This window comes from Candidatus Krumholzibacteriota bacterium (genome assembly GCA_016932415.1).
In the GTDB taxonomy this organism is placed as follows: domain Bacteria; phylum Krumholzibacteriota; class Krumholzibacteriia; order Krumholzibacteriales; family Krumholzibacteriaceae; genus Krumholzibacterium.
The window spans coordinates 227,781-242,397 of sequence record JAFGCX010000020.1 but is presented as its reverse complement, the minus strand read 5'-3'; the positions used below and the strand labels follow the sequence as shown (position 1 = coordinate 242,397).

The 14,617-nt window shown below is 51.7% G+C and carries 9 protein-coding genes; all 9 read left to right on the top strand.

The window, feature by feature from the left end; translation table 11 throughout:
* Positions 1 to 74 precede the first annotated feature (74 nt).
* The 9 genes from thiC to JW814_08265 all read left to right on the top strand — a co-directional run bounded on the left by thiC (position 75) and on the right by JW814_08265 (position 14,600).
* On the top strand, positions 75 to 1,352 hold the full coding sequence (thiC, locus tag JW814_08305; protein MBN2071444.1) for a phosphomethylpyrimidine synthase ThiC: 1,278 nt from the start codon (positions 75 to 77) through the stop codon (positions 1,350 to 1,352).
* Positions 1,349 to 3,838 carry a hypothetical protein gene (locus JW814_08300; protein MBN2071443.1) on the top strand — a complete coding sequence of 830 codons (2,490 nt, stop codon included), beginning with the start codon at positions 1,349 to 1,351 and terminating at the stop codon, positions 3,836 to 3,838. Before thiC ends, JW814_08300 begins: the two co-directional genes overlap by 4 nt.
* 205 nt (positions 3,839 to 4,043) lie before the next feature.
* Positions 4,044 to 5,693: a urocanate hydratase gene (gene hutU / locus JW814_08295; GenBank protein ID MBN2071442.1), complete on the top strand. Its 1,650-nt coding sequence runs from the start codon at positions 4,044 to 4,046 to the stop codon at positions 5,691 to 5,693.
* A gap of 126 nt (positions 5,694 to 5,819) precedes the next feature.
* Positions 5,820 to 7,118: an imidazolonepropionase gene (locus JW814_08290; GenBank protein ID MBN2071441.1), complete on the top strand. Its 1,299-nt coding sequence runs from the start codon at positions 5,820 to 5,822 to the stop codon at positions 7,116 to 7,118.
* Entirely contained in the window at positions 7,115 to 8,614 is a 1,500-nt protein-coding gene (locus JW814_08285; GenBank protein MBN2071440.1) for a tetratricopeptide repeat protein, read from the top strand. The genes JW814_08290 and JW814_08285 overlap by 4 nt, the downstream gene beginning before the upstream one ends.
* Positions 8,615 to 8,625: 11 nt before the next feature.
* Positions 8,626 to 9,456, top strand: a complete 831-nt coding sequence (locus JW814_08280) for a PHP domain-containing protein (protein MBN2071439.1) — start codon at positions 8,626 to 8,628, stop codon at positions 9,454 to 9,456.
* Between the two features lie 80 nt (positions 9,457 to 9,536).
* Positions 9,537 to 11,363 carry a TonB-dependent receptor plug domain-containing protein gene (locus tag JW814_08275; GenBank protein MBN2071438.1) on the top strand — a complete coding sequence of 609 codons (1,827 nt, stop codon included), beginning with the start codon at positions 9,537 to 9,539 and terminating at the stop codon, positions 11,361 to 11,363.
* Between the two features lie 354 nt (positions 11,364 to 11,717).
* The gene (gene pilB, locus JW814_08270) at positions 11,718 to 13,478 is read left to right on the top strand and encodes a type IV-A pilus assembly ATPase PilB (protein MBN2071437.1); all 1,761 of its coding nucleotides are present in this window, start codon (positions 11,718 to 11,720) and stop codon (positions 13,476 to 13,478) included.
* A gap of 36 nt (positions 13,479 to 13,514) precedes the next feature.
* Positions 13,515 to 14,600 (top strand): type IV pilus twitching motility protein PilT, encoded by a 1,086-nt coding sequence (locus JW814_08265; GenBank protein ID MBN2071436.1) that lies wholly within the window; start codon positions 13,515 to 13,517, stop codon positions 14,598 to 14,600.
* Positions 14,601 to 14,617 lie beyond the last annotated feature (17 nt).

Here is a 14,617-nt window from a genome sequence, read left to right as displayed (position 1 = left end):
GTATTCTTGTCTGTACAGGAATACGCCAGTTGATTATAATCAAAGACCTTTTGAATCGAGAGGAGGCCTGGGTCTTGACTGAATATGAGAAGGCAAAAGCAGGTGAGATAACGGAAGTCCTTGGGGCGGTGGCGCGCGAGGAACGTGTCGATCCGGAAAAGCTGCGCGAACTTGTCGCCGCGGGAAAAGTTATCCTTACCGGCATGGCAAGAAAACATTCCAGGGTCATAGGGATCGGTGAAGGGTTGAGGACAAAGGTCAATGCCAACATCGGGACAAGCCCCGATCATGATGATACCGATATAGAACTCGAAAAACTCAGGGTCACGATCGACGCGGGAGCAGACGCCGTGATGGATCTTTCGACCGGCGGAGATATAAACGCGATACGAAGGACTATCCTTGAAAGATCGACGATCCCGGTCGGCACCGTCCCGATCTACCAGGCTGTAGTTGATGTGACGCGGCAGGGAAGGGAATTGACCGACACGACGGTCGACGAATTCTTTTCAGTGGTAGAGGAACAGGCGAGAGACGGCGTCGATTTCATGACGATACATTGCGGCCTGGTAAAACGGATCGCCGAGCAGGTGGCTGGAACGAGGACAGCCGGAGTGGTAAGCAGGGGAGGCAGCTTTCTTCTCCAGTGGATCGTAAGGAACAAACGCGAGAATCCGTACTATGAATATTACGACCGGTTGCTTGATATTGCTCATGAATATGATATCGCCCTCAGTCTGGGCGACGGGCTCAGGCCAGGAGCGATAGCCGATTCGACGGATCTGCCCCAGATAAGCGAGCTTCTCGTTATCGGTGAACTTGTTCAGAGGGCGAGAGACAGAGGAGTCAGCGTCTTCGTCGAAGGTCCCGGGCATGTACCTATTAACGAAATCGCGACGAATATGCTTATTCAGAAGAAGATATGCAAGGGAGCCCCGTTCTATGTCCTTGGACCACTGGTGACAGATGTCGCTCCGGGATATGATCATATTACCGCAGCCATAGGTGGTGCCATAGCTGCCTGGCACGGTGCTGATTTTCTCTGCTATGTCACGCCAGCCGAACATCTGAGGCTTCCATCGATAGATGACGTCCGGGATGGAGTGATCGGAGCGAGGATCGCCGCGCATGCCGGTGATATAGGAAAGGGAGTCGCCGGCGCGGCCGAGTGGGACAGGAAGGTGTCGAGACTGAGAGCTAGCCTCGACTGGCAGGCAGCTCTCGACGCGACTATAGATCCGGTAAGGGCCAAAGAGATGTACGATTCGAGTTCCGGCGGTTCCGACGATCTCTGCACGATGTGTGGAGAATTCTGCGCGATCCGCGGTAGTCGAAGAGGCAGCGGGAATTGAGGCGACGCCAGGGGGAGACGCCGGCAGAGGCCGGGACGGGCGGTGATCGATCGAGGGATATCCTGTCGGCTACCGATATATGCGCTTCTTTCAGCTCATTTATTCCGGCGGAAGAGATCGCTTCGTTTGACGATCAGCAGGTCGCCGGAGATATTATCGCCGCGATCGCGGCTTCTCCGGTGCCCCTGGCCATCCTGCTCGATCTTTCCCTGAAATCAGGTTTCGACGGCCACCGGGTCCTGGAAGCGATCACCACCCCGATCCTCTCTTCAGGGCTTTTCGACCTTCAACGGGGAGCCGGATTGTTCACTGCCGAAGAACGATCGAGAGATCTTTCAGTTTATCCGATAGATGGTGAAACGATAAAAGACGGGATCTCTACGGGAATACCTTCGGACGGCTCGATCCATCCCGGTGATATGACGGTCGAAGAGGTGTTCGGCCGGGTCAGCGATTTACTGGGAGAGGAAAGAAGCGGCCAGGTAGAAATGGCACGGATGGTCCTTGATTCCTTCGAGTCGGGTAAGATCGCTTTTATAGAAGCCGGTACGGGTACAGGCAAATCTCTCGGCTATCTTGTTCCCTCGATAATCCATTCGCGTCGCACGGGGGAACGCGTAATCATCTCGACTTACACGAGAAATCTTCAGAATCAATTGATGACGAAAGAGATACCGCTTCTGCGGGATCTTTTCGGGATCAACCTCGACGTAGCGAGGTTGATGGGAAGAGAGAATTATATCTGCTCGAGAAGACTTCTCTCCTTTATCACGGCACTGGCCGGTGATGATCCTTCCCGGGCCTTTTCCCTCGCTATCTCTGCCGTTCTTACGATGACAGGGAGAGTAGAATCTATTATATCCGGGGGAGAAGTCGACAGGGAAGAACTGGCAGCTCCGGCGAGATGCCTGATGAACGCCTGCAGCCACAGTGATACCTGCCCGCTCCTTATAGCGAGGAAAAAAGCGAGGAACGCCTCTATAGTATTCGTCAATCACGCGCTGATACTGACTGATTACAGGCAGGGGGGAAGCGTTCTCGGAGAATATCAGAATGCCGTCTTCGATGAAGCGCATCACCTTGAGAACTGCGTTATGGAAAACCTTTCCGTACGCCTCTTCAGCAGGGATATACCGGCGATATTCCAGCAGGTCTCTCCGATATCTGCCGCTTCGCCGAGATGGAAGTTATTTATCTCCCAGGTGGAGGGGAGAGAAGCGTCGGAGAGGATATCGTTGGCCGTGGCCGATCTCTCGGCAAGAGTCGAGCAGCTAAAGAAGGGTTTCAATTCGATCTTTACAGCTATTTCCGAGCGTCTTGATCCTGGCGGCAACTTCAGAAATCAGAGGACAAGATACCAGGAAGGAGCTGTCGTCTTTGCTGATGTCCAGGATGAAATTAATCATTATCGCAATATATACAACGAATTAAAAGATGTACTTAAACCATTTGTTGAAATACCGACATCCTCGGCGGGGGCGATCTTTCAGCAGGAGTTAAGGTATATCGATGAGGAACTTGTCGAACTTTCAGCGGCCCTCGAATACCTCTTTTCGGCTTCAGACGATGAAAGCGTATTCTGGATCGAATGGTCATCGGCGGGGAAGGCGTACGGTATCTGCGGTTCTCCACTGTCGATAGACCGTCGTTTCTCCGACTATCTGGAGGAAAAGTGCAGTTCGGCTGTCTTTACATCGGCGACACTGGCCGAGGAAGGGTCATTTTCATCCATCGGCAGAAGGCTTGGTACTGTCTTGTCCGGTCTTGAAACGAACGGGCTTGTCGTGCCTTCTCCGTTCAATTACAGGGAGAATTTCCTGATAATAACCCAGAAGGGGATGGGCGACCCGAACAGCGGCAGCCATGCCGGGGATGCCGCGTTGATAATATCCCAGCTTGCCGAAAAGACAAGGCGGAGCATAATGGTCCTTTTCACTTCCCATCGGATGTGCAGGCTTGTCGCAAGGCATCTTGACGGATTCGATCTTCCAGGCCCTCTTTTCATCCAGGGTATTTCGGGAAGCAGGGAAGAACTCGCCGGCCAGTTCAAATCATCGCGGAATGGCGTGCTGCTCGGTGTCGCGAGTTTCTGGGAAGGGGTCGATTTTCCGGGCGATCAGCTCGAGATAATGGTGATACCGAAACTGCCCTTTCCAGTACCTACGGAACCGATCATAGAGGCGAGATCGGACAGGCTTCGCAGCATCGGTGAAGAGCCCTTTACTTCGCTATATCTGCCTGAAGCGATAATGAGACTGAGGCAGGGAATAGGAAGAGTGATCAGGCGTTCGACTGACAGGGGTGTGGCGGTGATACTAGATCCGAGGATCGAATCGAGGCCATATTCAAAACGGGTGATCTCCTCTCTTCCAGTGGAACCTCTTATAACCACAAATAATAGCGAGACAGTCGATGCCGCCGCCGCCTGGTTTGAAGAGAAAGACCCCCCTTCTGCACTCAACGGCAGACCCGGTCCGCACGAGTGAAGAAATCCCGGGATAAGTCTGATGCGCATCTGTAATCCCGGTAAGGTATTTGACCGGTACCGGTTTCTTTTCAGCAAAAGAGTTGCGGCAGGGGGGACAAATAATGTATCCTGTGATTGATTAAGTCCTGTTCTTAATATTTGTAACAGGCTAATAACAAAGGGTGTTATAAAACAAAGTAAAACCTGGTTCGGAGGTAAGGGAGATGGATTCCCCTATTATAAGGTCCCCGAGAGGAAATGAGATCAGTTGCAAGGGATGGTTTCAGGAAGCGGCGTTGAGGATGCTGATGAACAATCTCGATCCTGAAAACGCAGAAAAACCTGAAGAACTGGTCGTATACGGCGGTAAAGGCAAAGCTGCGAGAAACTGGGATTGTTATCACGCGATAGTCGATTCGCTAAGACGACTTGAGAACGACGAGACGCTTCTGGTGCAGTCGGGAAAACCTGTCGGGATATTCAAGACGCATGAAGGCGCGCCAAGAGTCCTCCTTGCCAATTCGCTTCTCGTCCCTAAATGGGCGACCTGGGAACATTTCTGGGAACTTGAGTCCAAGGGCCTGATGATGTACGGACAGATGACAGCCGGTTCATGGATGTATATAGGGACGCAGGGGATCCTGCAGGGGACTTACGAGACCTTTTCGGAATGCGCCAGGAAGCATTTCGGGGGTACTCTCGAAGGCAGGTTTGTACTTTCAGGGGGGCTTGGAGGAATGAGTGGCGCGCAACCCCTCGCGGTCACGATGAACGCAGGTGTATGCCTGATCGTCGAAGTCGACCGGGAGAGGATAAAAAGGCGTCTGGATACCGACTACTGCGATCTTCTCGAGACTGATCTCGACGCGGCGCTGGTAAAGGTGGAAGAAGCGGTGCGATCGAAAAAGCCTTTATCGATCGGTCTGGTGGGAAACTGCGCGGATGTCTATCCGGAACTGGTAAGACGCGGAGTGATCCCCGATGTAGTCACAGACCAGACATCAGCTCATGATCCGCTTAACGGGTATGTCCCCAAAGGGTATACTCTCGATGAAGCGGCCGGTTTGCGTAAAAGCGATCCGGACCGGTATATTGACGAGGCTATATCCTCGATGGTCGATCACGTGAAAGCTATGATAGATATGCAGGAAAAGGGGGCTGTAGCCTTCGACTATGGAAATAACATCAGGGGAATGGCTGAAAAGGGAGGGCTTGAGAATGCTTTTTCCTTCCCCGGTTTCGTTCCAGCCTTTATCAGACCGATGTTCTGCGTCGGAAAAGGACCATTTCGCTGGATCGCCATGTCGGGAAAGAAAGAGGATATTTACAGGACAGACGATCTTGCTCTGGAACTCTTCCCGGAGAACGAATCGCTCTGCAGGTGGATAAGGCTGGCCAGGGAAAAGGTAGCTTTCCAGGGTCTGCCGTCGAGGATCTGCTGGCTGGCTCACGGGGAAAGACAGAAATTCGGTCTCGCGATGCATGATCTTGTCGCTTCGGGCGAAATAAGCGCTCCGATAGTGATAGGACGCGATCACCTCGACAGCGGATCTGTCGCATCTCCCTATCGCGAGACGGAGGGGATGATCGACGGTAGCGATGCCGTCGCCGACTGGCCGATCCTCAACGCGATGCTCAACGTATCGAGTGGAGCGGCATGGGTATCGGTCCATCACGGAGGTGGAGTGGGCATGGGACTTTCGATCCATGCCGGACTCGCCGTAGTTGCTGATGGAACGTCGGAAGGTCGTGAAAAACTAGCACGTTGTCTCGATAATGACCCTGGCACGGGAGTTGCAAGACATGCCGACGCGGGCTATGAGATAGCCATTAAAAAGGCCAAGGATGCAGGGCTTAAGATCCCGATGTTGTGAAAATAAATATTTTCCATCCTTTGTGCCGGGCGAAGATTCCAAACCGGAATCGGATTTGCGCATTTGATTGTGTGCATTATGCCTGGATTGAACAGGTTAAAGGTATCATTCTGCAAGGAGAGGCGCTTGCCAGAGACCATTGATTTGCTACTTCTTGGCGCCGGACAGATCGTCACATCCGCGGGATTCGGCAGCGGGCCGTGGCGTGGAGGACATCTCTCTGACCCGGGAGTGGTCAGGGGTGGTGCGATTGCTGTCAGTAGAGGAAGAATTTCAGCTATAGGAAATCAGGAAGAAGTGCTCGCGCAGATCAAGGGCGCGGAGATATCGGAGAATATCGACGCCGGTGGCAGGGTAATCATGCCGGGCTGGGTCGATCCTCACACGCACGCCGTATTTGCCGGTTACAGGGCTGATGAGTATGAATCCCGGATAAGGGGGGAGAGCTATCTCGATATCGAAAAGAAGGGCGGAGGGATAAAACGTTCTGTCAGGGGTCTGAGGGAGATGGACGAGGAGAGGCTTTTCGAGATAAGCAGGCGAAGACTAGGCCGGATGCTGGAAGAAGGAGTCACGACCCTCGAGATAAAAAGCGGCTACGGCCTCGACAGGGAAAACGAGATAAAACAACTCAGGGTCATCGAACGCCTGGGAAAAGAAACGTGCCTCGATGTGGTGGCGACCTTCATGGGTGCTCACCAGGTACCCCCCGAATACAGCGATTCGGATGAATATGTCGATTTCCTCATAAATGAGATGATTCCTTACGTAGCAAGTACCGGTCTGGCAAAATTCATCGATGTCTTCTGTGAAAAAGGAGTCTTCAGCGTCGAACAGACCCGCAGGATCCTTGAAGCGGGGAAGAAACATCGATTCGGGCTCAAGGTACATTCAGACGAGATATATGCGATAGGTGGAACAGAGCTTGCTGTTGAGATCGGTGCGGTGTCGGTGGAACATCTGACGAAGATCACTCCGGCCGGGATCAGGGCTCTCGCTGGAAGCGATACTATCGGAGTCCTTTTACCGGGGACTTCCTTCGGACTCGCTTCGAAGCACTTCGCCCCGGCGAGGGATCTTATAGAAGCAGGCGCGGCGATAGCCCTGTCGACCGATTACAATCCGGGGAGCGCCCCGTCGAGCTCGATGCCGCTGACCGTTTCGATCGCCTGCTCACAGATGGGACTCGTTCCAGGTGAAGCGATTGTCGCGGCGACGAGGAATGCAGCATTCGCGATCGGCATGGGAGATGAACTTGGTTCTTTAGAAATCGGGAAGAAAGCCGATATAGTAATATACGATAATGAGGATTATCGGGAAATACCAAGCAGAGCTGGGCAGAATCATGCTGTTGTCGTGATCAAGGAAGGGAAAGTTGTACGTCAGGTCCAGGATTTCAGGATCAGGAGCGAGGTCGGGCTGTGAGTAAGGCAACTCAGTTAAGGCAGAAGGCTCAGGCTTTTCTTAAGAAGGGAAAAGTCGATAAGGCGATAGAGGAATACAAGAAGCTTCTTACGGTCGAATCACGCAATCCAAACCTGTACAACGAACTCGGCGATATATATCTCAGGACGGGAGAAAAGGTCCTTGCCGTCACATCATTCGAGAAAGCGGCGGAGAATTACGAAAAAGTAGCTTTATACAATAACGCGGTGGCTGTCTGTAAAAAAATCCTCAGAACTGTTCCGAACAGGATTGAAACGATATATAAACTTGGAGAAATCAAAGCCAAACAGAAATTCATGGGAGAGGCCGAGACATTTTTTATGCAGTATTTCGACCTGATCGTTGCCGGCAACGATTCCAAGGGAGGAAAGATCGAGGAGAAGGTGAAGAACATTCTCGATCTCTCGCCTGATTGTGAAGGTATATGGTCGAAAGCGGCTGAGGTATATGCTGAATCGGGGTTGAAATCCCAGGCAGCGACCATTCTCGCGGAGCTGATCGCCAAAAATTCGCTTAAGGGCGACCCGCAGAGGCTCAATTATTACAGGAACAGGCTTGATCTGATCAAGCAATCGCTAAAGCACGAAGAGATCGAAAAGATCAACGAGATCATCTCGCCCAGCCAGGCACCGCCGGTGACGGCGCAGGGGGTCGATACCACGGGAATAGATATTACCGGTAATGCTGTCGCCAGCGCGCGGGATAATGATGACTCTGTCGCCGGAGCGGAAGCGGTAGAGAGAGCCGGGCAGGCCGGTCATGATGAGGCGGGGAAAGAGCCGGATGTCAGCACTGGTCCTCTGCCGAAGTCCGGGGATGAGATGGGGGAAGACGATCTTAAAGAGGATCTCCAGGGTGGGAGCCACGAAAGCGGCGATATCGCCGCGGAGGGTGGTGAAGAGGCGGTTGAGGAAGAAGCAATCGATTCGCGGCCAGTCGAAGAATGGGAGATTCCATCATCGGAAGAAGATATAGAGGGCGGTGGGCGGTCAGCGGCGACACTTGCTGAAGATCTCTCTGATATCATTGAACAGGAAGACGCCGAGATCGAGAACGAAGCTTCTGTCAGGAATATTGTTGAAGATATAACCAGCGATGTCGAAGAAGACGATTTTAAAAGCCACTATGATCTTGGAATGGCTTATATCGAAATGGGCCTCTTTGACGACGCGCTGAAGGAACTCCAGATCTCGTCAAGATCGGAACAGCTGCAACTCCAGAGTCTCGAGATGATAGGACAGTGTTTTATCGAGATAAACAATCCGCGTCTTGCCGTCAAACAGCTTCAGAGAGGGCTGGAACTTACCGGGATGGCCAACGGGGATAATCTCGGGATCCACTACAATCTCGGTCTTGCCCATGAGGCCCTGGGGGAGATGGATAAGGCCCGTGAACATTTCGAAGAAGTATATATCGTTGATGTCACATTCAGGGATATCTCCGAAAAAATGAAAAAATTCAGCACTATCTCCTGAAACGGTCCAAGATGAAAGATCCTCGATCTCCATGCGACCTTCATCTTCATTCCTGCTATTCAGATGGTCGGATGACTCCGGCTCAACTGGTCACAAAGGCGCTGGAAGCGGGTCTTGCCGCGATCTCCGTTACAGATCATGATACAATCGCGGGCCAGGAGGAGGCTCTTCTTGCCTCTTCCGATAAAGCCGTCGAGGTACTGACCGGAGTAGAATTCAGCGCGAAGGAAAACGGCAAGGATATCCATATCCTGGGATACCTTTTTGACTGTAATGAAAAACGGCTGACCACTCTGCTGGCCAGGCTTGAAAAAGCCAGATCTGACAGGGCTGAACTTATGACTGAAAAACTGAACAAAGCCGGACTCGAAATATCATTCGAGGAAGTCATGAGGATATCGGGAATCAGCGGAACGATAGGAAGGTTGCATATCGCCAGGGTCCTCCTTGAAAAAGGGTATATAACAGCTATCCAGGAAGCCTTCTCCAAGTATCTCGGAAAAGGCAGGAGCGCTTACGTGCCAAGGATGGTCCTCACCGCCTCTGAAGCTATCTCGCGCATCCGCGATGCCGGTGGGGTGGCTGTCTGGGCCCATCCAGGCGTGCTGGTGAGGAGGAAAAATCTGATCGATTCTCTTCTACGGTCCGGATTGTCCGGAATCGAGGCGTGGCATCCCAACCATAGCGGGGAAATGGCTATTGAGATCCGCGACATCGCTGAAAAGCACGATCTCGCCGCTACCGGGGGATCGGATTATCACTTCGATGAGGCTATGAAGGCCTCTATCGGGGGGACCGCTGTGACTTACCAGTCGGTCATAGATCTGAAAAAGATGATTTGACTTGACCAGCGGCAATCACTGTCTTAAAGTCCCTGTGAGCGCACTGTTTGATGTTCTAACGACTTACGCTGGCAGTCCGAATGAAGGATTCCGTTTATAAAATATTATTTACCGCTTCGCTGGCGGTCATTTTTCTTCATGCTTCCATCACGGTCCTCGGGGAAAGTGCGCCCGAAGGATCCGTTCTTTCCGATTCACTGCTGTTCACGGGAGAGTTCTACGTTATAACGGCGGAAGACCTGGCCGCCTGGAATATAAATACAGTGGAAGATATACTTGAGATGGTTCCGGGAGTCGCTTTCTGGAGAAAGGGCCCGGAAGGAGCGGCAGTCTCTTTCTCGGTCGACGGCGACCTTCCACGTGGAATGATCTTTCTTATCAACGGCCTTCCGTACAGCGATCCGTATAACAATGATCCATTGTTGAGATTCGTGCCTCTGTCAAGATTGCTCAGGGTCGAGGTGGTATATGGCAGTATTGTACTTCCTTCGGGAATACCGGCACCGGGAGGGGCGATTAATATAGTGATCGAGGAAGGTGGAAGGAAAGGTCCGATGGCCGTCGCGGATTTTACGAATGGCCGCCTGTCGAGAAGATCGAGAAGGATCTGGTTTTCTACTCCTGACTCACCTGTCAACCTGACATTCGCCTATGATGAATATCTGCAGGATCCCTCCAAGTCTCTCGTTGAGAGAGAAAGCAGTTTCATCGGTTCATACAAATCGAGATCGATCCTTACCGAACTTCTTTTTAAGGGAGAGGGGAAGGAGCATCTCTTTTTCAGGCTTCAAAGGTTCGACGACGCGTACAAGGGGACAAGGTTGATCCCGATAATTCCCGGATCGGGAAATACCGGTGAGGATATAAGTTATTACGGAATAGACGCTCATATGAGGTACACCAGAGAGGACCTGTCGGTCCTTCTGAGGCAGAGAGTCGTCGAGATGAAACGCTACTGCGGATGGACCTCCGGGCAGATAATTGAAGGATCTTTAAAGTGGAAGGCCGATCTGGGCCTGCTGACGCTGAATCCCTCTCTCAATGCCGAAAGGGCCACCTTTGAGAACAGGTTATGGGGAGACTATTTCCATCCTGAATATACTGTTGTCTCGGGAGGAGTCACCGCCACGGGAAGATTCCTTTCATTGAAATTCAGGAGTAATATAAACACGGGACATCATAGTACGGCGGGAAACTGGATCGCCGGGGCGGCGGGAATATCGAGAGAAGCTGAAAACGGGACATATCAGAATATCAATATCTCAAGGTCTATAAGGATGCCTGTCTCCGAGGAACTGTTCCAGCCACAACTTGACTATACGGTAGACGGCATCTTTCTGGGCAGCGAGGGAAATATCGGACTCGATCCGGAACAGGTCGATGAGATCTCGGCAGGGTTCGGATTTCTCGGCAGAGTCTCGGTCGACCTTTTCGCGAGACGTGAGAGAGAAAGGATCTTACTGGCCAGGGACAACTCGAGATATCAATCCTCGGGCCGGTCCGATGTTACCGGTATCAGAAGCAGCATCAACGGGGATGGGAAAGCTTTCGGCATCGATCTGGCGGCGAGGGCCGGAGGAGAATATTTTGGGAAGAGAAGCGATTTCACGTACGGCATCCCCGAGTATCGTATAACGGGAGAGATCAGGATCAAGAGACGGTTTTTCAAGGATACGGAGACCCTCATGCTGATGCTCGGTGGAGCTATCGTAGGTCCTCGCGACTGGGACGGGATCGAGCTTGGAAGGTACACCATTCTCAACGCTTCCTTCTCGATGACAGTGATGTCCGCCATTGTAAAGATCGAGATGAGGAACCTTTTTGATACGCAATACCAGACGGTGCCCGGGTACCTGATGCCCGAGCGGCATTTCCGCGTCGGAGTGATATGGAAGATCTTCGACTGATTCTTTCCCACCACTATGGCTGATAACGGTCCACGCGAACAGTCATAATCCTATCCACTGGAAAGGCTCGAATCGATATCCGACCATCTTGCAAAGTGCGAAATATCTTGCAGCCTGCACAAAATCAGGCCGCCGGGTAGATGACAGGACATCTCTCAATAATGGCTGAATTGTAAAAATCGCAACTTGTTAGCACATTGGCGATCAGGTGCCCTGTCATTTGAAAGACGCGTACTCGACACGAGCGCCTCTCCCAGAATCGATTTTACTTCAATCTGTTATCCTCAAAGCCGAAGCGTGGCATATTTATTGCGGTCGGGAATTTTTTGTTCAATGTATAGAAAAAATTGCCGAATGAATGATAGATGGATTTCAGCAAATGGTCAGGAAATTGCTTGTATTTTCCCGGGAATAGAAGAAGGTCGGAGGAAATCCTTGAAAGACAATATAGCAAACCAGCTTGTTGAATCGAGCCTTATCAGCAAGGATCAGCTCGATCTTGCTCTTATAGAGCAGGGGAATTCGGGCGGAAGCCTTGGGTACAACCTTGTCAAGACAGGAGCGATTTCCGAAAAAGCATTTTCGGAATTCCTTTCGCAGGAGTATCAGGTACCCGCCGTCGATCTTGATGAACTCGAAGCCGATGAACATTCAGTAGAACTGATACCCGCTGAAGTAGCGACGAAATTCCAGGTCGTGCCTGTTTTACGCGAGGGGCGCGTACTCACCGTTGCGATGGCCAATCCTGACAATATTTTTGCAATAGACGACATAAAGTTCATAACGGGACTCGAAGTAAGTCCCGTGGTCGCGACTGAGACCTCGATCAAAAGGGCGATCGATCGTTTTTATGATTCCGCGGATTCACTCGCCGAAGTGATGCGGGACATGGAAGAGGATTTCGAGATCGTCGAAGATATCGAAGATGATATGGGCCTTGCCGAGGCGCAGAGTGAAGACGCGCCAGTGGTAAAACTCGTAAACTCCCTTATCGCCGACGCCGTCAACAAGGGAGCAAGCGATATCCACATTGAACCGTTCGAGACTTCCATGCGGGTCAGGTTCAGGATAGACGGTCAGCTGCATGAGATGATGTCCCCTCCGGTAAAGATGAGAGGCGCCATCACCTCGAGACTGAAGATCATGGCTGAACTGGATATCGCCGAGAAGAGGATACCCCAGGATGGAAGAATAAAGATCAGGATCGGAAGCAAGAAGATAGATCTCAGGGTAAGCACCCTTCCAACCATTTTCGGTGAAAAGATCGTTATGCGAATCCTTGACAAGAGCAACCTCGAGATAGATCTTACAAAACTCGGATTCCAGCCGGAAGCGCTCGCCAAACTGAATGAAGCGATCGAGTCGCCATATGGAATGGTCCTTGTGACCGGCCCTACCGGTAGCGGAAAAACTACGACGCTGTATTCGGCGCTGAGCAAAATAAACCTTCCCCATCATAATATCATGACAGCCGAAGACCCCGTGGAATACAACCTTGAGGGAATCAACCAGGTAAACGTACACGAGGAGATAGGTCTGACGTTTGCGACTGCCCTGAAAGCTTTTCTCAGGCAGGATCCCAACATCGTCATGGTCGGTGAGATACGTGATCTTGAGACCGGTTCTATCGCCGTCAAGGCGGCGCTTACCGGGCACCTGGTGCTAAGCACTCTCCATACAAATGATGCTCCAAGCACGATAAACAGAATGATAGATATGGGTGTCGAGCCTTTCCTTGTGTCCAGTTCGACCAACCTTATACAGGCCCAGCGCCTGATCCGCCGGCTGTGCGACAACTGTAAAAAGCCAGTGGAGATACATCCTGAAGCTCTTCGGGAACTTGGAATACCTAATGAACCCGCATTCCAGATATATACTCCCGAAGGATGCTCGAAGTGCAGCAATACAGGTTACAAGGGTCGCCTTGGCCTTTACGAGGTCATGCCGATCTCGAGCGAGATCAGGGAGATGATCCTGAACCGTTGCTCCTCTATGGAGATCAAGGAACAGGCGGTAAAGGAGGGTATGCTCACGCTCAGGGCTGACGGGATACTGAAACTAAAAGATGGAATAACTTCCCTTGAGGAAGTCCTAAGAGAGACGACTGACAAGTAGCAGGGCAGATTTACACGACAGGGAGATGTTGCTTTTATGTTAAACCTCAGAGAATTGCTACAGGAAATGATCGAGAAGAAAGCCAGCGATCTGCATATAACTGCCGGTGTTCCGCCGATGTTGAGGGTGGATGGCGTGATACACAAAACGAATCACCCTGTGACAACTCCCGAACTCAGCAAACAGATCGCCTACAGCGTCCTTACGGAGGAACAGCAGAAACGGTTTGAGAACGAGAAAGAACTCGATTTTTCATTCGGCGTGCAGGGACTCTCCAGATTCAGGGCTAACGTTTTTCAGCAGCGGGGAGTGACAAGCCTCGCGATAAGACAGATCCCGTTTGAGATTCTCGACTACAATAAACTCGGCCTTCCGAAGGAAGTAAAGAATTTCGCGGAAAAACAGAAGGGCCTTATCCTCGTGACCGGTCCGACGGGAAGCGGTAAATCGACTACCCTGGCGAGCCTTATAAACAAGATCAATAATGAACGTAAAGCGCATGTGATCACGATCGAGGATCCCATCGAATATATTCATCAGCACAGGAACTGCATCGTGAACCAGAGGGAGGTCAGAGCTGATACGGAGACTTTCGCTTCAGCACTGAAGCATGTCCTGAGGCAGGATCCGGACGTTATCCTGATCGGAGAGATGCGCGATCTCGAAACGATGCAGGCGGCCCTTACGATCGCCGAGACAGGCCATCTCGCTCTGGCCACTCTCCACACCAATTCGACTTTTGAATCGATAAACAGGATAGTCGATACCTTCCCCGCTACCCAGCAGTCGCAGATCAGGGCTCAGTTGGCGTTTGTGCTCGAAGGAGTGCTGACGCAGCAGCTTATCCCTCACATCTCCGGCAAAGGAAGGGTTCTTGTAGCCGAACTCATGGTATGTACACCGGCGATCAGGGCGGTCATCCGCGACGATAAAATACACCAGATATACGGCCTGATGCAGGCCGGACACAAATATGGGATGCAGACGATGAATCAGGCGCTTTTCCAGGCGTTCTGCGATCGAAAGGTCGCGAGAGATGAAGCATTACGAAGGAGCTCCGATCCTATCGAACTCGAACAGATGATGGGTGAGAGGGCTGGAACAGGAAGTATGCAGTACTAAATCAGCTGTTGCGTGCA